The organism is Microbacterium sp. LWH10-1.2, from assembly GCF_038397765.1.
In the GTDB taxonomy this organism is placed as follows: domain Bacteria; phylum Actinomycetota; class Actinomycetes; order Actinomycetales; family Microbacteriaceae; genus Microbacterium; species Microbacterium natoriense.
Genome location: NZ_CP151638.1, coordinates 2,176,765 through 2,197,626 on the forward strand (window position 1 = coordinate 2,176,765; position 20,862 = coordinate 2,197,626).

Below are 20,862 nucleotides of genomic sequence, written 5' to 3' on the forward strand. Positions count from 1 at the left end.
CCCCCTCTCGTCTGCCGCCTCAGGGCGGCACGGTCAATCGTGCGTGCGCGTCAGCCGATCAGGCCGAGAACCGCGGGAACGCCGAGCGACCCGCGAAGACCGCGGCGTCGCCGAGCTCCTCTTCGATGCGCAGAAGCTGATTGTACTTCGCGACGCGCTCGGAGCGAGCAGGCGCACCCGTCTTGATCTGACCGGCGTTCGTGGCGACCGCGAGGTCGGCGATCGTGGTGTCCTCGGTCTCGCCGGAGCGGTGCGAGAGCATCGCCGTGTAGCCGGAGCGCTGCGCGAGGCTGACCGCGTCGAACGTCTCGGTCAGGGTGCCGATCTGGTTCACCTTGACGAGCAGCGAGTTGGCGACGCCGCGCTTGATGCCGTCGGCGAGGCGCTGCGGGTTGGTGACGAACAGGTCGTCGCCGACCAGCTGCACCTTCGAGCCGAGCGCGTCGGTGAGGAGCTTCCAGTTGTCCCAGTCGTCCTCGGCGAGAGCATCCTCGATCGTGACGATCGGGAAGTCGTTGACCAGGCCCTGGTAGTACTCGATCAGCTCGGGGCCGGTCCAGTCCTTGTTGTCGAGACGGTAGACGCCGTCGGAGAAGAACTCCGTGGCGGCCACGTCGAGGCCGAGGGCGATGTCCTTGCCCGGGGTGAAGCCAGCCTTCTCGATCGCCTTGATGAGGAACTCGAGGCCCTCGCGGTTGCTGGGGAGGTCGGGGGCGAAGCCGCCCTCGTCGCCGAGGCCGGTCGCGTAGCCAGCGGCCTTCAGCTCACTGCGGAGCACGTGGTAGGTCTCGACGCCCCAGCGCAGCGACTCGGAGTAGGTCTCGGCGCCGATCGGGGCGAGGAAGAACTCCTGCATGTCGATGCCGTTGTCGGCGTGCTCGCCGCCGTTGATGACGTTGAACAGCGGAACGGGCAGCACGTGCGCGTTCGGGCCGCCCAGGTAGCGGAACAGCGGCAGGTCGGCGGAGTCGGCCGCGGCCTTGGCGACCGCGAGGCTCACGCCGAGAATCGCGTTCGCGCCGGTGCGCTGCTTGTTCTCGGTGCCGTCGGTCTCGTTGAGGATCTCGTCGACGATGCGCTGCTCGCTCGCCTCGACGCCCTCGATGGCCGGGCCCAGCTCGTCGATGACGGCGGAGACGGCCTTCAGGACGCCCTTGCCCCCGTAGCGGGACTTGTCGCCGTCGCGGAGCTCGTACGCCTCGAACGCGCCGGTGGATGCGCCCGAGGGGACAGCCGCCCGCTGGACGACGCCGTCGTCGAGGAGCACCTCCACCTCGACGGTCGGGTTTCCGCGCGAGTCGAGAATCTCGCGTGCGCCTACAGCCTCGATCAGTGCCACAGAAGTGCTCCTTGTTCAGAAAAGGGGTTTGTGGTGGAGCGACGTCGATCCGTGGCCAGTCTAGCCGTGCCGAAAGTCACCGCACGAGAGCGATGGCCACCCCGTCCCAGCCCTTGACGCCGACCGTCTGCAGCGCGGTCGCGTCGAACCGGGGGTCCTCCCCCAGCATCCGCAGTCCCTCCCGCGTTCCGACGACCTTCGGATCGGTCGCGTCCTCGCGGACGATCTCGCCCTCGCGCCCGATGTTGTCGAGCACGATCACGGTTCCGGGGTGGCCGAGCCTCGCGGCCCAGTCGAGGTAGATCGTGTTCGACTCCTTGTCGGCGTCGATGAACACGAGGTCGAAGCCGCCGACGAGGGTGGGCAGCACGTCGACGCCCCTGCCGATGCGGATGTCCACGCGCTCGCCGACCCCCGCGGCGTCGATGCTTGCCCTGGCGACGGCGGCGTTGTCCGCCTCGGCCTCGATCGTCACGACGCGCCCCTCCGCGCCGACCGCTCGCGCCAGCCAGATCGTGGAGTACCCGCCGAGGGTGCCGATCTCGAGCACGCGCCTCGCTCCGCTCATGCGTGCGAGCAGATTCAGCAGCTTGCCGCTGACCGGTGCGACCTCGATCTCGGGGAGGCCCGCCGCGTGCTGAGCGTCCAGCGCCGCGTCCAGGCCGGGATCATGACCGACCAGGGTGTCGGCGAGGAAGACATCGGCAGCGGCCCAGGCCGAGGGTGTGGAGTCCATGCCTTCAGCCAACCCCGCGCCGCGAGTCCGGTCAAGGGGCGTCCGGCAGCGGCGGCGAGGCCTCGGCGGGACGCGCGGGAGCGGCGAGCTCCGGCTGCAGGCGGAACTGCCCCGTAAGCGCGAGCACCGCGACGATCACCGCGACGACGATCCATCCCGCGACGCCGAGCGGACCGGCCAGCGCCATGTCGGGCTGAGTCGCCGCGACGAGCACGATGAGTCCGGCAGCGGCGTTGAGAGAGCCGTGGGCGATGACAGCGGGCCAGACCGAGGCCGAGCGCAACCGCAGCCAGCCGAGCAGGAAGCCCCACGCCACGCAACCCCCGACCATGAAGAGGACCCCGGTGACGTCCGTGCGGCCGAAGTTGTAGCCGAGCAGGATGACCGGGCTGTGCCAGAGACCCCAGATCGCGCCGCTCAGCAGGAGCGCGGGCCAGGTTCCCATCGGCCGGAGCGCCGGCACCAGCCATCCGCGCCAGCCGAGCTCCTCACCGAACGCGAAGACGCTGTTCAGGATGGCGCCGACAGGGATCATGGCGATCTGCGCGGCGACGACCACCCCGACCGGAGGCAGCGGCGTCCCCGGCGGCAGAGCGCTCTCGAGCTGCGCGGCGAACCCGGAGAACGCGAAGTCGAGCTGGACGACGCCGAGCGCCGCGGAGAGCAGGATGCTGAGGGCCACGATGATCGGCGGGGCGAGCCAGCCGAGCACGATGAGCCAGACGACGCGCTTCGCCGGTCGCAGAGGCCAGAGGCCGAGGAACCGCAGCCGTCCGCCTCTCGGCGGCACGCGCATCGCGAACACGACGATGAGAGCGGCGATGGTCGGGGTGAGCATCATCACCGGGAGCAGCACTCCGGAGAGGGGCTCGGCGAGTCCGTCGCCGAGCCACAGCGGCAGGCACACCAGCCAGGCCAGCGCACAGGCCAGGACGGTGAAGGCGATGACGGCTGCCCACGGCACGCGGCCAGCCCGAGGTGCGATCCGATCGGTCATGATGCCGTGTCTCCTGTTCTGTCGCCTCGCGGCGTCGCGGCTCCCCGTTCGACGTAGGCCTGCAGCAGCGCCGCGGCTTCCTCGGCGCCGTCGATCGTGACGATGAACGGCCGCTTGTCGCGTCGGCTGATCTCGATGGCCGCCCCGCGGCGCATGACGATGCCCGTCCTGCCGTCCACCGCGATGCGCCAGCCCCAGCCGCCGAACTCGCCGAAGGGCGAGATGTCGACGGCGCGGGCCGACTCGATCTCTCGGAGGGGAATGCTGATCCGCGGCCAGCCGACGAGCGCCCTGGCGGAGAACCCCTCCGGCGTGACCCGCACGCGGAAGGCGGTGGCTGTGGCCATCGCGATCACGATGACGACCAGCGAGAGCGCGACCACCCACCCGCCGTCGACACCCGTGCCGAGCATGAACGCGGCGAGTCCGGCGATGCCGAGCAGCAGCACGGAGACGGCGATGAGCGCGAGGCGCGGCATCGAGGCCGTGCCGAGCCACACGACCCGCTCCCCGTCTGCGACGTGCACAGCGTGGCGGGGCTCGAGCGTGCGTCCCTGCTCGGCGCGCACGCGGGGCTGCACCGCCCAGGCGACCGCACCGACGACGAGCAGCGCGGCGAAGGACAGAGCCATGACTCCCCCGACGCCCGGTGTCTCGCCCGCATCGGCGAGGCCGTGCTGCATTCCGAGCGAGCCGAGGCTCATGCCGGCGGCGAACGCGGCCATGCCTGCGGCGAGCGCACCCATCAGCCGGGCGGCGCCGCCCCAGTGCGCCCCGACGGCGGAGAGCGTCGTCACTGCCATGAGCACGGGCAGCACGAGTCCGATCCCGAGCAGCAGCCAGAGGTACGTCGTCGGAGGGCCGAACCCGTCCGCGCCGCTGACCCCCCAGTGCGTCACGACCGGGTCGGGCAGCGAGGGCAGCCACGCGATCACCACGACAGCCGCGGCAGCGGTCAGCACGAGGGGAACGATCACGGCGACGAGGAAGAACGTCAGCCGCGCGCGCCGGAGCAGCGACGGGGGCGTGCGGGTCAGGTCGTGGGTGGTCATGGCGAGACCTCCTGGTTCTCCTCGGGAGTGCGATGATCGGTGCGATCACCGCGGTGCGAGTGCACGATGCCGGCGAGCGTCTCGGCGGAGACGCCGAGTGCGGCGGCCTTGCGCACGAGGACGTCGATGTCGTGGGCGAGTTCGGCGAGCGGGGCGGCGGACGCGGCGATCACGGCGCCCCGGCCACGGCGGAGATCGATGAGGCCCTCGTCGCGCAGCCGCTGGTAGGCGTGGAGGACCGTGTGCTGGTTGATCTCCAGCGCACCCGCCACATCGCGCGCCGGCGGCAGGCGATCACCGGGGGCGAGGGCGCCGGCGAGGATGTCGGCGCGGATCGATGCCGCGACCTGGTCGTACAGGGGCCGCGCGCTGTCGGCATCGACTCTGAGCAGCATCTCTCACCTCCCTCTACCGTGTTCTAGTAATTCTAGGAGAACTAGAACAACTGTGGCAACCCTCCAGAGAGCTTTGTGCCGACTCGGACCCTCGTCCAGACTGACGTCATGCGCATCACTCCTCGCCGTCTCGCACTGGGCATGAGCCTGTGGATCCCGAACCTCTTCAGCGGCATCCGCATCCGTCGATTCAGCGAGGACTGGACGCACGCCACGGTCGAGCTGCACGTGAACGTGTTCACCCGCAACTACGTCAAGACCGCGTTCGGCGGGTCGATGTCGGCGATGACCGACCCGTACTTCTTCATGCTCGTGATGCACCAGCTCGGCCGCGACTACGTCGTGTGGGACACCCGCGGCGAGATCGAGTTCCTCAAGCCGGGTCGCGGAGTGCTCACCGCCGAGTTCGAGGTGTCGAGGGAGCAGGCGGAGGAGATCCGCGAGAAGGCGAAGGGCGGAGCGAAGGTGCTCGAGTGGTTCGAGACCGTCATCACCGACCGCGAGGGCGACGTCGTGGCGAGGGTCCGCCGCGAGGTCTACATCCGCGAGAAGAAGCGGGTCACCGCGGCGCGTTCCTGACGCCCTCGCCCGCCGCCGACGCCGCAGGGACCAGCGTGGAGGCGCGGGCCACCAGCGTCGGAGCCAGCCGCACGGTCTCATGCGACGCGGTCGCGCCCGAGACGAGCCCGAGCACGAGCTCGAGCGCCGTCCGCCCGCTCTCCTCGAACGGCTGCCGCACGGTCGTCAGCCCGAGCGCCGCGGCCACCTCGCCGTCGTCGTAGCCGACCACCGCCAGGCGGTCGCGCTCCGGCCGTGCGCGATGCGCGCTCAGGATCGCAGCGGCGAACTGGTCGTGGTTCGCGACGATGGCCGTGGCATCGGCGGCGAGCGCCGCCCGGAAGACGCGGTCGTCGATCGATGCCGGGTCGGAGAAGGCGAGCCTGGTGACCGCCACGTGCTCTTCGAGGCCGTCGATGCGCAGCATCCCCGCCGAGACGTAGGCCTCGGACCGCTGCGGCTCGTGCACGAACAGGACCCGGCGATGGCCGAGCTCCGCGAGGTGACGGCCGATCTGCGCGCCACCGTCGCGGTCGTCCACGAGCACGACCGGTCCGCCGACATCGGCGCGTGTGGGGACGACGTCGACGTACACGACGGGGATGCGCGCCGCGCGACTCGCACGCCTCGCCGCCCCTCCGAGCGGCACCCCCATCACCACGAGCCCCGACACGTCGGTGCGGGTGGGCAGGACGTCGAGCAGCGGCTCGTCGGCGGATGCCGCGGAGTCGAGGTCGTACGGGATGATGTCGACCGCGGCATCCCTGGCCCGCCGCAGCATGCCGGACAGCCGGCGCAGATACGAGGGATAGGTCGTGAACGGCGCGGCGACGGCGATCCGGGCGGCACCCACCCGGCGCCCGGCCGTCATCCGATAGCCGAGGGCGGTGGCGGCCGCGACGATCCGCTCCCTGGTCTCCGGACGCACCCGGTGCGGGGCGCTGACGGCGAGCGACACGGTCGAGATGCTCACGCCGGCCCGCTCGGCGACGTCGTAGATCGTGACCCGTCCAGGGCGTGCGCGCATGTTCCGGCCTCCGCACTTCATCGAAGTTCTTCGATTCCTCAGACTAGTCCGCAGCCGTCGAAGGAGATGACCGATGCCGAGAAGCCCCCGCTACCGCAGACCGACGCTCGACAGCGCCGTCGCCGCGTACGAGAAGAGGATCGCTCCCCTGCTCGCGCCCGAACCGGCCGATCCCTCCGGGCGCCGACGGGTCGCCCAGGAGAACGACACGGCGGTGAGCGCGGCGCTGGGGATCGAGCCGATCGCCGTGGCGACGGAGGACAGCGCCGTCCCCGTGGACGAGCACCCCGACGTGCGGGTTCGCGTGTACTGGCCGGGCGCCGTGCCCGCGCCCCGGGGTGCGGGGCTGCCGATCCTCGTCTACTTCTACGGCGGCGGCTTCACGATCGCCGGCATCGACTGGGTGTCGTGGGACGCACGGTTCCGCCAGCGAGCACGGGATGCCGGGATCATCATCGTGGCGGCGGACTACTCCCACGCGCCGGAGCAGCGCTTCCCCGCGCAGCCCGAGCAGTGCTGGAGCGCCTTCGAATGGGCGTACGCGCACGCCGAGGACCTGGGCGGGTCGCGGGACCGTCTCGCGGTGGGCGGCGCGTCGTCCGGCGGCGACCTCGCGGCAGCCGTGACCCTCATGAACCGCGACCGCGAGAACAGGCCGATCGCGATGCAGGTGCTGGAGAATCCGGCGCTCGACCTCACGATCGGCCACGCGGACATGCGCGGCATCAGCGCGGGGATGCCGGGCGTGATCGTGCGCACGGCCGGACAGGCCCTCGTGCGGCAGTACGTCGGCGACGACCGCGCACTGGCCCGCCACCCGTACGCGTCCCCGCTGCTCGCCGACAGCCACGAGGGCCTCCCGCCCGCGCTCATCCTGACCTCGGAGCTGGATCCGCTCCGCGGTGACGGAGAGGCCTACGCGCGTGCGCTCTCCGCAGCCGACGTCCCGGTGACGGCGATCCGGTTCATCGGACAGACCCACGGATCCCTGGGGTCCACGGGGTACGTGCCGGCCGCGGATGCTGCGCACCGCATCCTCGTCGGCGAGCTCCGCACCCTGCACGATCGGGGGCGCGCATGACCGGATCCGAACACGGCATCCCTCCGCTCGCGGCCCCCGTCCGAGAGTGGATCCGTCGCGCCGAGGAGCTCTCCGCCGCGATCCCCGGCATCGACTCGGACGACCCCGCCGCGCGACGCCTCGCCGCGTGGGAGCTCAGCGACCTGCTCGCGCTGGAGTTCACCGAACCCGCCGGAGACGGCGTGCGCGTCGACGAGACGGTGGTGGCCGGCGGCGACGGACTCCTCCGTGCACGCCGGTTCCGCCCGGAGAGCGCGAGCGGACTCCTGCCGACCGTGCTCTGGCTGCACGGCGGCGGCTGGGTGGGCGGAACCATCGACGAGATCGTCAACGAACGGCTCTGCGCCGACCGTGCTCTCCGCTCTGGAGTGCAGCTCATCTCGCTCGAGTACCGCCTCGCGCCCGAGCATCCGTTCCCGGCCGCGGTGGAGGATGCGGTCGCCGCGCTCGCCGATCTGCGCCTCCGCACCGACGAACTCGGCATCGACCCCTCCCGGCTCGGCATCGGCGGCAACTCGGCGGGAGCGACGATCGCCGCATCGACGGCGCTGTGTGAACGGGACGCAGGGCGCGCGCTGCACCACCAGACCCTGGAGGTGCTGCCGGCCACCCTGCGGCCGACCGGCGGCTCCTTCACGAGACACCGCCGCGCCTCGGGGATGGAGGGCGCAGAGGTCCTCGCCGACGTCTACCGCGCCGGGGCGCCCCTCGCCGAGGCCTCCCCCCTCGAAGCGGCCGACCATCGGGACCTGCCCCCTGCGCTGATCCTCGTCGCGGAGTTCGACCCGCTCCGAGACGGCGCCGTCGCCTATGCGGAGGCGCTGCGCGCCGCCGGGGTCCCCGTCACCCTCCGTGTCGGCGAGGGGCATGTGCACGGCTCCCCCGGTGTCACCCGATGGCAGGGAGCACGCGACTGGCGAGACGCGCTCACCGCCGAACTCGCCGCCGCCTACGCCCCGCTCTCCGTCTCAACCACCGCCCGACCCTGAACCGACCTGACCCGACCTGACCCGACCCCTCACCCGCTCTGGAGACGATGATGTCCACCCACGCAGTCGACCCCGTGTTCCCCTCCCCTCCCGTCCCCCCGCTCGCGGAGGACGCCATCCCCGGCGAGCGCCAGACCCTCTGGTTCTGGATCGCCTTCGTGCTCACCTGGCTCGCGACCGGCATCGCCCAGGGCGTGGCCGGCGTCGCCGTGCCGCAGCTGCTGAAGGAGTGGAATCCCGACCAGGCGACGGGCGACCTCAGCATCGTGCTGACTGTCGGCGGCGCGGCGATCCTCGTCACGACCCCGATCTTCGGACGCCTCAGCGACCGCTCCATGTCGCGGCTCGGCATCCGCCGCCCGTGGATCCTCTACGGCGTGCTCGTCGCGGCCGTCGGCTACGTCGTCCAGGCCTTCGCGACCTCGCTGTTCCTGCTGGGCCTCGGGGTCGTCCTCGTGCTCATCGGCTGGGGCGCCGTGTCCATGACCGTGCACACCCTGTTCGCCGATCAGATCCGCCGCCGGATCCGCGCGATCATGTCGGCGGTCACCGGGGCCGCGACGACGATCGGCATCCTCGGCGGCGTCGCGCTGGCCGGAGCGGTCGCCGGCACCGGCCAGGTCGGCATGTTCCTGATCCCGGGTGGACTCGCGTCCGTGCTCGCGATCGCGCTGTTCTTCGCCCTCCGCGACCTGCACCGCACCGTTCCCGCCCCGCCGATGGACTGGCGCGGCGTGCGGGAGACGTTCTGGCTGAGTCCGCGTCGCTACCCGGACTTCGCGTGGGCCTGGGTCTGCCGCTTCTTCATGACCGCGTCGATCGTGTCGGTGACGAGCTACCTCTACCTCACGATCTCCAGCCGTTTCGGCCTGGACGACCCCGCCGAGATCGCGGGCGTGCAGACCCAGGCGACGGCCGCCTTCACCCTCATGAACCTCGTGATGGCGTTCGTGTTCGGCGTGATCTCCGATCGCACGGGTCGGCGCAAGCCGACGGTGGTGATCGGCGCCCTGACCAGCGCGGTGGGCCTCGTGTTCGCCGTCTCGTTCGGAGACATCGCGTTCTTCCTCATCGGCATCGCGATCGTCGGCGCGGGGCAGGGCGCATACATCGCAGCCGACGTCGCCCTCATGACGGAGTGCCTGCCGTCGACGGAGGACGCGGGCAAGGACCTCGGCATCGTCGCGCTCGCCTACCTGCTCCCCGGTATCCTCGTGCCCGTGTTCGGTTTCTTCGTGACGCGCATCGGCTCCCCCACCGGGGAGAACTTCGTGGCGCTCTATGTCGGCGCCGTCGCGATGGCGCTCCTCGCCGCCTTCGCGGTCACCCGGGTGAAGGCGCTGCGATGAGCGGGCCCCGGCGGATGCCGCGTGCGGCACGCAACGAGTACCGCCGCCTCCGTGCGGCCTCGGACATGCCGCCGGCGACGCACCCCGACGTGCATCGCGACATCGGCATCCCGGTCGCCGCCGACGACGGGGTCGAGCTCCTCACCGACCACTGGTGGGCCGACGGCGCCGGCGATCAGACGCTGCTCATCCGCACGCCCTACGGCCGGAACGGCGCCGCAGGGGTCGCCCGCTTCATCGCCGAGCGCGGGCACCACGTCGTGGTCCAGAGCTGCCGGGGCACCTTCGGCTCCGGGGGCCGCTTCACCCCCCTGCACGACGAGGTCGCCGACGGCCAGGCCACGATGCGGTGGCTGCGCGCGCAGCCCTGGTCGACAGGGCGCGTGCACTCCTGGGGCGGCAGCTACTTCGGCGTGACCCAGTGGGCGTACTGCGATGGAGACCTCCGCCCCGACGCCATGGGCATCGCCGTCTCGGCACGACGCTTCGACGACGCGATCCTCTACCCCGGAGGCGGATTCTCGATCGACACGCCGCTCACCTGGGCCTATGCCCTCGGCATCCAGGAGCGCCCCCTGTTCGCGCGCCTCTGGGCGCTGCTGCGCGCGCGGAGGGCCTTCGTGCGCGGTGCGCTCACCGCGCCACCGAGCGATGCGGTCCGCGTCGCTCTCGGCGAGGACCCGCCGTTCTTCCGCGACTGGGTCGAGCACAGCGACGCCGGCGACCAGTGGTGGGAGCCGATGCACTTCGCCTCGGACCCGCAGACGGTGCCGCCGGTCACGCTGATGGCCGGGTGGCAGGATCTCTTCCTCGTCGGCCAGCTGCACGACCATGCGGCGCTGACGGAGGCCGGGGTCCCTGTCCGACTCGTCGTGGGCGACTGGATCCACGGTGCACCGGAGACCACTGTGCTCGGGGTGCGCGAGGCGCTGCGCCAGTTCGAGGGCACGGGAACGACCACGGGAGCCCGGGTGGAGATCAGCGGGGGCGGCGGATGGCGCGAGCTCGCCTCCTGGCCCCCGGACAGCTCACCGCAGCGGCTCGAGCTGACCGGAGACGGCGGGCTCTCCGCCGCCGACGCGACCCGAGCTCCGACCACGATGTCGTACCGCTACGACCCGTCCGATCCGACTCCGGACGCCGGTGGTCGCACGCTCAACCCGTTCGGGGCCGGCCGTCGCGAGCAGCGTCGACGCGAGGCCCGCGACGATGTGCTGGTCTTCACCGGCGAGCTCCTCGCCGAGCCGCTCACCGTGATCGGAGAGCCGTCGATCGAGCTGACGCTGTCATCGTCGAATCCGCGAGCCGACCTCTTCGTGCGACTGTGCGAGGTCGACGCGAAGGGCGCATCGCTGGCGATCACCGACGGCTACGTCCGGCTCGCCCCGGAGTCCGACTCCGGGACGGCGGCGGGTGAGCCACGGCGCATCCGACTGCCCCTCGCCCCTCTCGCGCACCGTTTCGCCGCGGGGCATCGCCTGCGCGTGCAGGTCTCGTCGGGCGCCCACCCCCTGCACCTGCGCAACCCGGGCACCGACGACCCCGTGCGCGATCACTCGCGACTCGTCCCGAGCACGCAGACGCTCGCGCTCGGCGGAGACTCCCCCGCCGTCCTCTCCCTCCCCCTCGTCGTCGAGGAGGACACCGATCGTTCACCGGTCCGTGGCACGATGACGGAGTGCCCCTCGCCCGCCGCCTGACCCTCCGCGACGCCGTCGCCATCGGCCTCGGATCGATGATCGGCGCCGGTGTCTTCTCGGTGTGGGGACCGGCATCCGCGGCCGCCGGGGGCGGGCTGCTCATCGCGCTCGCGATCGCCGCGTTCGTCGCGTTCTGCAACGCCACGGCATCCGCCCAGCTCGCCGCCGCGCACCCTGTCGCCGGCGGGACGTACGCGTACGCGCGCGCCGAGATCGGTCCGTGGTGGGGCTTCATCGCCGGCTGGGGCTTCGTGATCGGCAAGATCGCGAGCTGCGCGGCGATGGCGATGACGTTCGCGGCGTACGCGGCTCCGGAGGGCTGGCGGGTGCCCGTCGCCGTCCTCGCCGTCGCCGCCCTGTGCGCGGTGAACTGCCTCGGCATCACCCGGACGGCCCTGGTCACCCGCATCCTCGTCGTCGTCTCGCTGCTCGGCCTCGCCGTCGTCGTCGCGGCCGGGTTCTCGTCCGCACCGACAGCCGCCCCCGTTCCGCTCCCCGACGCGACCGCGTACGGGGTGCTGCAGGGAGCCGGGCTGCTGTTCGTCGCCTTCGCAGGGTACGCGCGCATCGCGACCATGGGCGAGGAGGTCGTCGACCCGGCTCGCACGATCCCCCGCGCCATCGTGCTCGCACTCGGCGGAGCCGTGCTCGTCTACGCACTGGTCGCCGTCGTGACGCTGCTGGTGCTCGGAGCGGATGCCGCGACGACGGCCGCCCCGCTCGCGGAGATCGTCTCCCGGTCCGGCTGGGACGGCGCGGTGCCGCTCGTGCGGGTCGCCGCGGCGACGGCCTCCCTCGGCGCGCTCCTCGCGCTCCTCACCGGCGTCGGGCGCACCACCCTCGCGATGGCCAGGGAGTCGGACCTGCCGCGATTCCTGTCAGCAGTCGACGAGCGGTGGCACGTCCCCCGGCGGGCGGAGATCGTCGTCGGGGCGGTCGTGATCGTCATCGTGCTCGTCGCCGACCTCCGCGGGGCGATCGGCTTCTCCTCGTTCGGGGTGCTCCTGTACTACCTGATCGCGAACGCCGCCGCGTTCCGGCAGCACGGCGCGGCTCGACGCTATCCGCGCTGGCTGCAGGTCGCCGGCGCGCTGGGCTGCCTCGTCCTCGTGAACTCCCTGCCGGTCGTGGCCTCGCTCATCGGCACGGGTGTCGTGCTCATCGGCGTCGGCTACCGGATGCTGCGTCTGCGGCTCGCCCGCGCTTGATCAGTCCGCCGCATCGGCCCGGTACGTGCGCGGGGCGATCCCGAGCACGCTGCGGAAGTCACGGGTGAGGTGCGCGTGATCGGCGTATCCGAGCTCGGCGGCGAGTGCTGCCAGATCCGCACCGGGGCCGACCCGCAGCCGTTCGGCGGCGTCCTGCAGCCTCCTCCGGCGGATCATCGCCGCGGGAGAGAGTCCGACGTAGCGGTGCGCGAGACGCTGCAGGGTGCGCACGGACACCGCGAGACGTGTCGCCGCCTCCTCGGGCGAGGTCGCCGCGCTCTCGCCCAGGAGCACGTCGACGAGGGTGTTCGCCTGCAGGGCCACGTCTCCCGGCTCTCCCACGCGTGCGGCGATCCACGCGGAGAACGCGTCGACCGCCCGCTCGCGATGCCCCTCCCCCGACGACATCGCCGCGACGACGGCGGCGCGCAGCTCCGGCTCGTCGAGGACCCGCTCCCCGTCGACCAGGGACGACGGATCGTCGACGAGCGCCGCGACCGCGGCCGGCCGCAGCATGGCTCCGACCGCCCAGCTCGTGCCGCGGAGGTCGCGGTGCGAGGAGCGCGTCGTCGCGCCGGAGAGGGTGACGGCGTCAGGCTCGACCACGAGGTTGAGGGCCGGATAGCCGACGACCTCCTGCCGTGAGGACCGCCCCGGCTCGACGTCCCACTCGGGGACCCAGAACCACACCACGAGCTCGCGCGCGGCATCCGTCGGAGGCAGCCGATGGAACTGCGGCAGCCTCGCCGGATAGAGCACGCCGCGCGTGGGGTTCACCATCGCCCCAGCGTACGGTCCGCCGCCGACACGGCACCCGTCGAGGTTGTCGCGGATGTTCAAGCCCGCGGCATCATCCCCTTCCTACGCTGTCCCCATGACGAACAGCACACCTGCCGGCGCGACCGGCGAGCACACGACAGACGGGCGCCCGCACGGCGCGACCTCGCTGACCCCCTTCCTGGCGATCGCCGGGGCGAAGGATGCGATCGACTTCTACCGCGAAGTCTTCGGCGCGCGTGTGATCGACGTGACGGAGTTCGGCGGGGTGGTCGCCCACGCCGACCTCGACTTCGGCGCAGGGCACCTGCAGCTGGGAGAGCCGAGCCCCGACTACCGCCTCGTCCCCGCCCCGGCCGGGGAGGACGACTGCTACTCGATGGGCCTGTACGTGCCCGACGTCGACGCGGTCGTCGAGCGCGCCGTGGCCGCGGGGGCCGTCGTGCGCGAGGCGCCGTCGGACTTCGTGTCCGGAGACCGGTTCGCGAGCATCCGCGACCCCTTCGGCGTGCGCTGGTCGGTGATGACGCGGGTGGAGGACATCTCCGAGGAGGAGAGCGCGCGCCGCGTCGCCGAGTGGGCGGCGTCGTTCAGCGCCGCACCGGCGGAGTGAGCCGCTCGACGGAACGGCACACGGCGGGCAGCAGCGCCTCGGCCGTCCGACGATAGCCCAGAGCGCTGGGGTGGAACCGGTCGAGGCTGAACATCTCCTCCGGCTCGTCGAGGAACATCGGTCCGACCGCGCGGCGCAGGTCGACGGCCTCTGCCCCCGCCTGCGCCGCCGTCTCCGCCTGCACCTCCGCCAGACGGCGGGACATGCTCGCGGCGAGGCGGCGCAGCGGCTGCGGGACCGCGCGCAGGGCGCCGAGGTCCGGGCAGGTGCCGACGACGACCTCGGCACCCTGGGCGCGGAGTCTCCGGATCGCGTCGTCGAGGTGCTGGGCCGAGACGGACGTCGGGATGCGATGGGTGACGTCGTTGCCGCCGACCACGATCACCGCGACGTGCGGCCGATACCCCTCCGGCACGGCGTCGAGCTGGGCGGCGAGATCGGGCGACTCCGCGCCGACGACCGCGACCGTGCGCAGTCGGACGGGACGGTGCATCCGCGCCGCCAGCCCCTTCGCGAGCCGGCCTCCGAGCGTCTGCTTGCGTCGCTCAGCGCCGAGACCGGCGGCCAGGGAATCGCCGAGCAGCAGCAGCTCGATCGGCTCGCCCTCGAACGCGCGACGCCAGACGCGGTCCGCGTCGAGCGACTCCTCGCCGAGCGGTTTGCCGATCCGGCGGCGGGCGATCGCCGCCTGCTTCGTCAGCAGAAGGCGGATGCCGAAGACGGATGCCGTCGCACCGATCCCGAGCGCGGCGAGGAGACGATAGCGGCCCACCCCATGATTCGACCCGACCGCCGTGAACGCCGGGTGAACGGGCGGCCCGAGACCGTCCGCGGGGCCGATGTCGTGGCAGGAGACGAGCGTGTCGACGCGCTCCGCTCGCTCGACGACCGGCGTCACCCGGTCGTCGAGCGAGGAGCGCAGCGACGAGACGAACGCCTGCACCCGCTCAGCTGAGCGGCTTGAGCTCCAGCTCCGCCGCACCGGGGGCGACGGTCGCGAAGGCGGTGTAGCCGTCGGCGGCCGAGCGCTCGAGCAGCGCCTTGAGGTTCTTCGTGCGGCGCTCCAGGCGCACGCGCGCGCCGTCGGCGACGAGCGCGGCCTTGTGCGCGACGAGCTCCGCGACCGGCACGTCGGCGTCGTGGATGAGCACCACGGCCCGCGCCGCGGCATCCGCGTCGGCGGTCACGAGGTCGACGAGCCGCTCGAAGCCGAGCGAGAACCCGACGGCCGCGACCTGCTGTCCGAGGAAGCGCCCGATCATGCCGTCGTAGCGCCCGCCTCCGCCCAGCGAGTAGTCCACGGAGGGGTGCGCCAGCTCGAAGATCGTGCCGGTGTAGTAGCCCATGCCCCGGACGAGGAACGGATCGAAGAGGAGCGGGATGTCGGTGCGGCCGGTGCCGGCGGCGACGGCGTCTCCGATGCCGACGAGGTGCGCGACGATCTCCTCCGGCGCGTCCTCCGGGAGGGCCTTGCGGATCTGCCGCTCGCCGAACGGGTTGTACTCCATCGTCTGCGGACGCCGCAGGAACGCTTCGAAGGCGTCCACCGCCTGCGCCGCGGCGCCGCGCTCGCGGAGCTCCGCGGCCACGCCGTCGGGACCGATCTTGTCGAGCTTGTCGATCGTGATCAGCACCCCCGGACGCTCGTCGGCGCCGAAGCCGAAGGTCTCCAGCATCCAGTCGAGTACCCGCCGGTCGTTGATGCGCACGGTCGCGCCCTCGAGCCCCAGCGCGTCCAGCGCGTCGAGCGAGGCCACCATGAGCTCCGCCTCGGCCCGCGAGGACTCGTCGCCCATGATGTCGATGTCGCACTGCACGAACTGGCGGTAGCGGCCCTTCTGCGGACGCTCGGCGCGCCACACAGGACCGATCTGGATCGAGCGGAAGACGCCGGGCAGCTGACCGCGGTTGCTCGCGTAGAAGCGGGCGAGCGGAACGGTGAGGTCGTAGCGGAGTCCGAGGTCGGCGAGGGCCGCCGTGTCGTCGGCCGCCTCGCGGATCGCCTCCGCATCGAGTCCCCGGCGCAGGACGTTGTAGGCGAGCTTCTCGTTGTCGCCGCCGATGCCCGCATGCAGACGCGAGTACTCCTCGAGGGCCGGGGTCTCGATCTCGTCGAAGCCGTGCGCGCGATAGCGGTCGCGGATGACGGAGAGGACGCGCTCGCGGCGCGCCTTGTCGGCGGGGAGGATGTCGCGCATGCCGCGCGGCGGGTTCACAGTAGCCACGCCTCCATCTTTCCAGGTCGGCGGAGCGACTCGACGACTCAGCGGTCGGACTCGGCGGCGCGGACCTCGTCTTCGAGCACTCGGAGGCGCTCGCGGAGCGCCCGTTCGGCATCCCACCCGCTGTCGCGAGCCAACGCGACGAGCGAGAGGAGCGCGTCGCCCAGCTCGGCCTCGGACCCCGGGGTCTGTGCGGGCGCCGGCACCACGGCGCCGACGCCCTCGGCGCGGCCGACGACCTTCTGCGCCAGCGCGAGAGCCGGCATGCCGCGCGGGATGCCGTCGAGCACGCTCCGCCTGGTGCGCTTCTCCGCGGCCTTCGCGGCGTTCCAGTGCACCAGCACCTCCTCGGGCGTCTCGGCCGTCTCACCGGCGAAGACGTGAGGATGCCGTCGCACCATCTTCTCGTTGAGCGTGCGGGCGACGTCGTCCACGTCGAAGGGGTCGTCCGGGTCCTGCGCGGCGATCGCCGAGTGGAACAGCACCTGCCAGAGCAGGTCGCCCAGTTCCTCGCGGAGATCGGCGCGCGATCCGCTCTCGACGGCGTCGATCACCTCGTGCGACTCCTCGATCAGGTACGGCACGAGGTCGCGGTGGGTGATCCGCTGCGACCACACGCACCGCTCGCGCACGGCCCGCATGGTCTCGGCGACCTCGCGCAGCGGGTCCTGGTCGGCAGTCGTCATGCGGACTCCTTCGTGGTCATGAGGACGCGGCGGACACGCGACGGTACCAGCCGGAGCGCAGGGACACCACGACCGCCGAGAGCAGGAGGGCGATGAGCGAGCCGACGAGAACGCCGAGGATCGCCTGATCGCGGATGCCGTCGTCCGCCGCGAAGGCGAGGTTCGCGAGCAGCAGCGACACGGTGAAGCCGATGCCGCCCAACGCGCCGGCCGCGAGCAGGTCGGCGAACGGGAGGGCGGGTGCGGCGCCGCGCGGACGGATGCGCATGGCGATCCAGCCGAAGAGGGAGATGCCCACGATCTTGCCGACGGGAAGCGCGATCACGATGCCCCAGAACGCCGGCGACAGCTCGGTCGGCGACACCGCCGGGATCACCACGAACGCCGCGACGAAGGCGAAGAGCGGCAGGATCGCACCGTTTACGGTCGGCTCGAGGGCGTGGCGCACGCGCCCCGCAGGAACCGGGGCCATCACGAGACCCAGCAGCACGCCGGCGATCGTGGCGTGGATGCCGGACGCGGCGACGAGTCCCCAGGCCACGATGCCGACCGCGGCCATCGCCAGCGCGATCGCCGGGTGTCCCGTGGCGTGCAGCAGTCGGCTCAGCGCCCAGAAGGCGGCCACCGCGACCACGGCGAGCACGAGCAGCAGCCACTGCACATCGTGCGCGAACAGCACCGCGATGAAGATGATGCCGATGATGTCGTCGAGGATCGCGAGGGCGAGGAGGAACACCCGCACGCCCGACGGCAGCCCTCGACCGAACATCGCGAGGACGCCGAGGGCGAAGGCGATGTCGGTCGCCGTCGGCACGGGCCAGCCCGACGCGGTGCTCGCGTCGCCGGCGATCAGGAGGTAGACGACGATCGGGACCAGCACGCCTCCGGTGGCGGCGATCGCGGGCTGGAGCGCCTTGCGCGGGGAGTCGAGCTCGCCGTGCGTGAGCTCGTGTCGCAGCTCGATCGCGACGACGAGGAAGAAGACGGCGAGCAGCCCGTCCGACACCCAGTGTGCGATGGAGAGATCGAGCGCGGTGCCGGGCACGGCGATGTGGATGTCCAGGACGGCGGCGATCCCGTCGTGCGTGGGCAGGTTGGCGAGCAGGATCCCGAGGCCCGCTGCGATCAGCAGGAGGACGGCGGGGAACTGCTGACCGCGGAGGGGGTTCGCCGAGATGCGCATTCCCACCATGCTACGTGCGGCCGCGTCCGCAGCGGCCGCACGAGACGCGGAGACCGATCGGACCGGCGCCGTTCATGAAGAGTTCGTTACGACGCGTCATGCGGGCGGAGCACCCTTCCGCTCCCGGCTACTCTCGAAGGGTGACCCCCGCACACTCTTTTCCTGAGCCCACGAACACCGAAGCGATCCGCGTCATCGGCCGGTTCGAAGCAGGCCGCGGCATCCCGGACGCCATGCGATCCGATGTGAGGATGCTGGGCGCGCTGCTCGGCCAGGTGCTGCGCGAAGCCGGAGGCGACGACCTGTTCGAGGATGTCGAGCGCCTCCGCCTCGCCACCATCCAGGCGTACGACGAGGAGACCCCCGACGCCTTCGACAGGGCGGCGGCGATCGCCGAGTCCTTCACGGTGCAGCGCGCCGACGAGGTGGCCCGCGCCTTCACCTGCTACTTCCACCTGGTCAACCTCGCCGAGGAGCACCAGCGCGTGCGCGTGCTGCGCGAGCGCGCGGGTCAGCCGGGCAGAGAGGATGCCGCCGACACCGTCGCCACCGCGTACGCGCGGCTGAAGAGCGAGGTCGGCGAGGACGAGGCGCGCCGCCGGCTGCAGGGCCTGCGCTTCCACCCCGTCTTCACCGCCCACCCCACGGAGGCCCGTCGCCGCGCGGTGTCGTCGAGCATCCGACGCCTGTCGGAGCTGCTGACCCAGCACGACGCGGCGAGCGCGGGCGGGGCCGAGGAGCACCGTGCGCGACGCCGGATGCTGGAGGAGATCGACACCCTGTGGCGCACCGCTCCGCTGCGCGCGCAGAAGCCGTCGCCCACAGACGAGGTGCGCACGGTCATGGGCGTCTTCGACGAGACGCTGTTCACGACGGTGCCCCACGTGTACCGCACCATCGACGACGCGCTGCGCGGCGAGGAGTCGGGCGCGAGCGCCCCCGTCGTGCCGGCCTTCGTGCGCATCGGCTCCTGGGTCGGCGGCGACCGCGACGGCAACCCCTTTGTCACGGCATCCGTGACGCGCGAGGCCTCGCAGATCGCCTCGGATCACGTGCTGCGCGGACTCGAGCGCGCCCTGGAGCGCATCGGCCGCACGCTCACCCTCGACGCGGAGGACACGCCGCCGAGCTCCGAGGTCATCGCACTGTGGGAGGCGTACGCCGCGAGGGAGCCACGGGAGGCAGCCGAGCTGGCGACCCGCTCCCCCGGCGAGCCGCACCGTCGGGTGATCCTCGTGCTCGCCCGTCGGGTCGCGGCGACCCGGCGCGGCGACGAGCTCCGCTACTCCGGCCCGGACGAGCTGCTCGCCGATCTCCGCGCCGTGCAGGGATCGCTGGCGGAAGCCGGCGCCCGTCGGCACGCCTTCGGCGGCGTCCAGCATCTGATCTGGCAGGTGGAGACCTACGGGTTCCACCTCACCGAGCTGGAGGTGCGCCAGCACTCGCAGGTGCACGCGAAGGCTCTTGCGGAGATCGAGAGCGGCGAGCCCGTCAGCGCGCAGACCGAGGAGGTGCTGGAGGTCTTCCGCGCCATCGCCGAGATCCAGCGCGATCGCGGGCTCCGCGCCGCCGGACGCTACGTCGTCTCCTTCACGCAGGCGGCCTCCGACCTGGCGGCCGTGCACCGTCTCGCCCGGCACGCGCTCGGCGACGATGCCCCCGTGCTCGACGTCGTCCCGCTGTTCGAGACGTTCGCCGACCTGCAGGCCGCCCCCGGCATCCTCGCCGAGGCCGTCGAGTTCCCCGAGTTCCGTGGGCGCATGGCCGCGACCGGCAACCGGCTGGAGGTCATGCTCGGCTACTCCGACTCCTCGAAGGACGTCGGCCCCGTGGCCGCCAACCTCGCGCTCTACGAGGCGCAGGAGAAGATCGCCCAGTGGGCGCGGGATGCCGACATCGAGCTGACCCTCTTCCACGGACGCGGCGGCGCGCTCGGACGCGGCGGGGGCCCGGCGAACTCGGCAATCCTCGCGCAGCCGCCGCACTCCGTCGACGGCCGGTTCAAGCTCACCGAGCAGGGCGAGGTCATCTTCGCCCGCTACGGCGAGCCGGCCATCGCGATGCGCCACATCGATCAGGTGGCCGCGGCGACGCTGCTCGCCTCCTCCCCCACGGTCGAGGAGCGCACGAGCAGCGCGGCCGCTCGCTACGCGGACATCGCCCGCACCATGGACGTGTCCTCGCGGGAGCGCTTCTTCTCGCTGGTCAAGGCGGAGGGCTTCGCTCCCTGGTTCGCCACGGTCACCCCGATGGAGGAGATCGGACTGCTCGCCCTCGGGTCACGCCCGGCCCGTCGCGGGCTCTCGGTCGAATCCCTCGAGGACCTCCGTGCGATCCCGTGGGTGTTCGCGTGGACCCAGGCGCGCATCAACCTCGCCGGCTGGTTCGGCCTCGGCACCGCACTCGACGCCGTCGGAGACGAGGCGCTGCTGGTCGAGGCTTATCGCGAATGGCCGCTGCTGCGCACCATGATCGACAACGTGGCGATGAGCCTCGCGAAGACCGACGAGCGCATCGCCCGCCAGTACCTCGCCCTCGGCGACCGCGACGACCTCGCGGCTCTCGTGCTCGACGAGCTCGCGCTCACCCGGCAGTGGGTCATCCGCCTCACGGGCGGTGAGGGCCTCCTCGTGAACAAGCCCGTGCTGCAGCGCGCCGTGCAGTTGCGCAGCCCCTACGTCGACGCGCTCTCGCTGTTGCAGCTGCGCGCCCTCCGCGCTCTGCGCTCCGCACAGGACGCGACGGGTTCGGGTGTCGACGAGGAGCAGCGCCGCCTCCTCCTGCTGTCGGTCAGCGGCGTCGCCGCCGGCCTGCAGAACACCGGGTGAGCGGCGCCCGCACGTCGCAGAGGACGGCCCGCTCCGCGCGGCCGGTAGAGTGAAAACTCCGCCTGATCCGGCGAAGCACTCACGCGACACGATCGCCCGCGCTCAAAATCCCCCTTTCAGAA

The 20,862-nt window shown here is 72.1% G+C and carries 19 protein-coding genes; 8 read left to right on the forward strand and 11 right to left on the reverse strand.

Features of this window, described 5'->3' with window-relative positions:
- Positions 1-58: 58 nt before the first annotated feature.
- The 5 genes from eno to MRBLWH10_RS10480 form a co-directional block, all read right to left on the reverse strand.
- Positions 59-1,339, reverse strand: coding sequence for a phosphopyruvate hydratase (eno, locus tag MRBLWH10_RS10460; protein WP_105672602.1), 1,281 nt, complete (start codon positions 1,337-1,339; stop codon positions 59-61).
- Positions 1,340-1,415: 76 nt separating this feature from the next.
- A complete protein-coding gene (locus MRBLWH10_RS10465; RefSeq protein WP_341939802.1) occupies positions 1,416-2,075 on the reverse strand; it encodes an O-methyltransferase in 660 nt (219 codons plus the stop codon).
- 31 nt (positions 2,076-2,106) lie between these two features.
- Positions 2,107-3,072 carry a type II CAAX endopeptidase family protein gene (locus MRBLWH10_RS10470; RefSeq protein ID WP_341939803.1) on the reverse strand — a complete coding sequence of 322 codons (966 nt, stop codon included), beginning with the start codon at positions 3,070-3,072 and terminating at the stop codon, positions 2,107-2,109.
- On the reverse strand, positions 3,069-4,124 hold the full coding sequence (locus MRBLWH10_RS10475) for a DUF1648 domain-containing protein (protein ID WP_341939804.1): 1,056 nt from the start codon (positions 4,122-4,124) through the stop codon (positions 3,069-3,071). The genes MRBLWH10_RS10470 and MRBLWH10_RS10475 overlap by 4 nt, the downstream gene beginning before the upstream one ends.
- Positions 4,121-4,519: a GntR family transcriptional regulator gene (locus tag MRBLWH10_RS10480; protein ID WP_341939805.1), complete on the reverse strand. Its 399-nt coding sequence runs from the start codon at positions 4,517-4,519 to the stop codon at positions 4,121-4,123. The genes MRBLWH10_RS10475 and MRBLWH10_RS10480 overlap by 4 nt, the downstream gene beginning before the upstream one ends.
- Positions 4,520-4,627: 108 nt before the next feature.
- On the opposite strand from MRBLWH10_RS10480, the gene MRBLWH10_RS10485 reads away from it, so the two are divergent.
- Entirely contained in the window at positions 4,628-5,098 is a 471-nt protein-coding gene (locus MRBLWH10_RS10485; RefSeq protein WP_341939806.1) for a DUF4442 domain-containing protein, read from the forward strand.
- Here MRBLWH10_RS10485 and MRBLWH10_RS10490 read toward each other — a convergent pair.
- Positions 5,079-6,104 (reverse strand): LacI family DNA-binding transcriptional regulator, encoded by a 1,026-nt coding sequence (locus MRBLWH10_RS10490; RefSeq protein WP_341939807.1) that lies wholly within the window; start codon positions 6,102-6,104, stop codon positions 5,079-5,081. The genes MRBLWH10_RS10485 and MRBLWH10_RS10490 overlap by 20 nt on opposite strands.
- Positions 6,105-6,177: 73 nt before the next feature.
- On the opposite strand from MRBLWH10_RS10490, the gene MRBLWH10_RS10495 reads away from it, so the two are divergent.
- The 5 genes from MRBLWH10_RS10495 to MRBLWH10_RS10515 are packed head-to-tail and all read left to right on the forward strand — an operon-like array spanning position 6,178 to position 12,431.
- Positions 6,178-7,185 (forward strand): alpha/beta hydrolase, encoded by a 1,008-nt coding sequence (locus MRBLWH10_RS10495; RefSeq protein WP_341939808.1) that lies wholly within the window; start codon positions 6,178-6,180, stop codon positions 7,183-7,185.
- Positions 7,182-8,174, forward strand: coding sequence for an alpha/beta hydrolase (locus tag MRBLWH10_RS10500; RefSeq protein ID WP_341939809.1), 993 nt, complete (start codon positions 7,182-7,184; stop codon positions 8,172-8,174). The genes MRBLWH10_RS10495 and MRBLWH10_RS10500 overlap by 4 nt, the downstream gene beginning before the upstream one ends.
- A 50-nt stretch (positions 8,175-8,224) precedes the next feature.
- The gene (locus MRBLWH10_RS10505; protein WP_341939810.1) at positions 8,225-9,523 is read left to right on the forward strand and encodes an MFS transporter; all 1,299 of its coding nucleotides are present in this window, start codon (positions 8,225-8,227) and stop codon (positions 9,521-9,523) included.
- On the forward strand, positions 9,520-11,223 hold the full coding sequence (locus MRBLWH10_RS10510) for a CocE/NonD family hydrolase (protein WP_341939811.1): 1,704 nt from the start codon (positions 9,520-9,522) through the stop codon (positions 11,221-11,223). Before MRBLWH10_RS10505 ends, MRBLWH10_RS10510 begins: the two co-directional genes overlap by 4 nt.
- Positions 11,202-12,431, forward strand: coding sequence for an APC family permease (locus MRBLWH10_RS10515; RefSeq protein ID WP_341939812.1), 1,230 nt, complete (start codon positions 11,202-11,204; stop codon positions 12,429-12,431). Before MRBLWH10_RS10510 ends, MRBLWH10_RS10515 begins: the two co-directional genes overlap by 22 nt.
- On the opposite strand, the gene MRBLWH10_RS10520 is transcribed toward MRBLWH10_RS10515, so the two are convergent.
- Complete coding sequence (locus MRBLWH10_RS10520; RefSeq protein ID WP_341939813.1) at positions 12,432-13,211, reverse strand: helix-turn-helix domain-containing protein; 780 nt, start codon at positions 13,209-13,211, stop codon at positions 12,432-12,434. It abuts the gene before it with no gap.
- Between the two features lie 94 nt (positions 13,212-13,305).
- On the opposite strand from MRBLWH10_RS10520, the gene MRBLWH10_RS10525 reads away from it, so the two are divergent.
- Positions 13,306-13,821, forward strand: coding sequence for a VOC family protein (locus MRBLWH10_RS10525; RefSeq protein ID WP_341939814.1), 516 nt, complete (start codon positions 13,306-13,308; stop codon positions 13,819-13,821).
- On the opposite strand, the gene MRBLWH10_RS10530 is transcribed toward MRBLWH10_RS10525, so the two are convergent.
- The 4 genes from MRBLWH10_RS10530 to MRBLWH10_RS10545 all read right to left on the reverse strand — a co-directional run bounded on the left by MRBLWH10_RS10530 (position 13,799) and on the right by MRBLWH10_RS10545 (position 17,912).
- Complete coding sequence (locus tag MRBLWH10_RS10530; RefSeq protein WP_341939815.1) at positions 13,799-14,764, reverse strand: SGNH/GDSL hydrolase family protein; 966 nt, start codon at positions 14,762-14,764, stop codon at positions 13,799-13,801. The genes MRBLWH10_RS10525 and MRBLWH10_RS10530 overlap by 23 nt on opposite strands.
- 4 nt (positions 14,765-14,768) lie before the next feature.
- Positions 14,769-16,019, reverse strand: a complete 1,251-nt coding sequence (locus tag MRBLWH10_RS10535) for an ATP phosphoribosyltransferase regulatory subunit (protein ID WP_341942588.1) — start codon at positions 16,017-16,019, stop codon at positions 14,769-14,771.
- Between the two features lie 65 nt (positions 16,020-16,084).
- Positions 16,085-16,729, reverse strand: a complete 645-nt coding sequence (locus MRBLWH10_RS10540; RefSeq protein ID WP_341939816.1) for a MazG family protein — start codon at positions 16,727-16,729, stop codon at positions 16,085-16,087.
- Between the two features lie 16 nt (positions 16,730-16,745).
- A complete protein-coding gene (locus tag MRBLWH10_RS10545; RefSeq protein WP_341939817.1) occupies positions 16,746-17,912 on the reverse strand; it encodes a Na+/H+ antiporter NhaA in 1,167 nt (388 codons plus the stop codon).
- 140 nt (positions 17,913-18,052) lie between these two features.
- On the opposite strand from MRBLWH10_RS10545, the gene MRBLWH10_RS10550 reads away from it, so the two are divergent.
- Positions 18,053-20,740 (forward strand): phosphoenolpyruvate carboxylase, encoded by a 2,688-nt coding sequence (locus tag MRBLWH10_RS10550; protein WP_341939818.1) that lies wholly within the window; start codon positions 18,053-18,055, stop codon positions 20,738-20,740.
- Positions 20,741-20,862: the final 122 nt, after the last annotated feature.

Excerpts from the sequence above, each read along its gene's own strand:
- MRBLWH10_RS10465 (WP_341939802.1), bottom strand. The coding sequence starts at position 2,075 with ATGGACTCCACACCCTCGGCCTGGGCCGCTGCCGATGTCTTCCTCGCC.
- MRBLWH10_RS10470 (WP_341939803.1), bottom strand. The coding sequence starts at position 3,072 with ATGACCGATCGGATCGCACCTCGGGCTGGCCGCGTGCCGTGGGCAGCC.
- MRBLWH10_RS10475 (WP_341939804.1), bottom strand. The coding sequence starts at position 4,124 with ATGACCACCCACGACCTGACCCGCACGCCCCCGTCGCTGCTCCGGCGC.
- MRBLWH10_RS10480 (WP_341939805.1), bottom strand. The coding sequence starts at position 4,519 with ATGCTGCTCAGAGTCGATGCCGACAGCGCGCGGCCCCTGTACGACCAG.
- MRBLWH10_RS10485 (WP_341939806.1), top strand. The coding sequence starts at position 4,628 with ATGCGCATCACTCCTCGCCGTCTCGCACTGGGCATGAGCCTGTGGATC.
- MRBLWH10_RS10490 (WP_341939807.1), bottom strand. The coding sequence starts at position 6,104 with ATGCGCGCACGCCCTGGACGGGTCACGATCTACGACGTCGCCGAGCGG.
- MRBLWH10_RS10495 (WP_341939808.1), top strand. The coding sequence starts at position 6,178 with ATGCCGAGAAGCCCCCGCTACCGCAGACCGACGCTCGACAGCGCCGTC.
- MRBLWH10_RS10500 (WP_341939809.1), top strand. The coding sequence starts at position 7,182 with ATGACCGGATCCGAACACGGCATCCCTCCGCTCGCGGCCCCCGTCCGA.
- MRBLWH10_RS10505 (WP_341939810.1), top strand. The coding sequence starts at position 8,225 with ATGTCCACCCACGCAGTCGACCCCGTGTTCCCCTCCCCTCCCGTCCCC.
- MRBLWH10_RS10510 (WP_341939811.1), top strand. The coding sequence starts at position 9,520 with ATGAGCGGGCCCCGGCGGATGCCGCGTGCGGCACGCAACGAGTACCGC.
- MRBLWH10_RS10520 (WP_341939813.1), bottom strand. The coding sequence starts at position 13,211 with ATGGTGAACCCCACGCGCGGCGTGCTCTATCCGGCGAGGCTGCCGCAG.
- MRBLWH10_RS10525 (WP_341939814.1), top strand. The coding sequence starts at position 13,306 with ATGACGAACAGCACACCTGCCGGCGCGACCGGCGAGCACACGACAGAC.
- MRBLWH10_RS10535 (WP_341942588.1), bottom strand. The coding sequence starts at position 16,019 with ATGCGCGACATCCTCCCCGCCGACAAGGCGCGCCGCGAGCGCGTCCTC.
- MRBLWH10_RS10540 (WP_341939816.1), bottom strand. The coding sequence starts at position 16,729 with ATGACGACTGCCGACCAGGACCCGCTGCGCGAGGTCGCCGAGACCATG.
- MRBLWH10_RS10545 (WP_341939817.1), bottom strand. The coding sequence starts at position 17,912 with ATGCGCATCTCGGCGAACCCCCTCCGCGGTCAGCAGTTCCCCGCCGTC.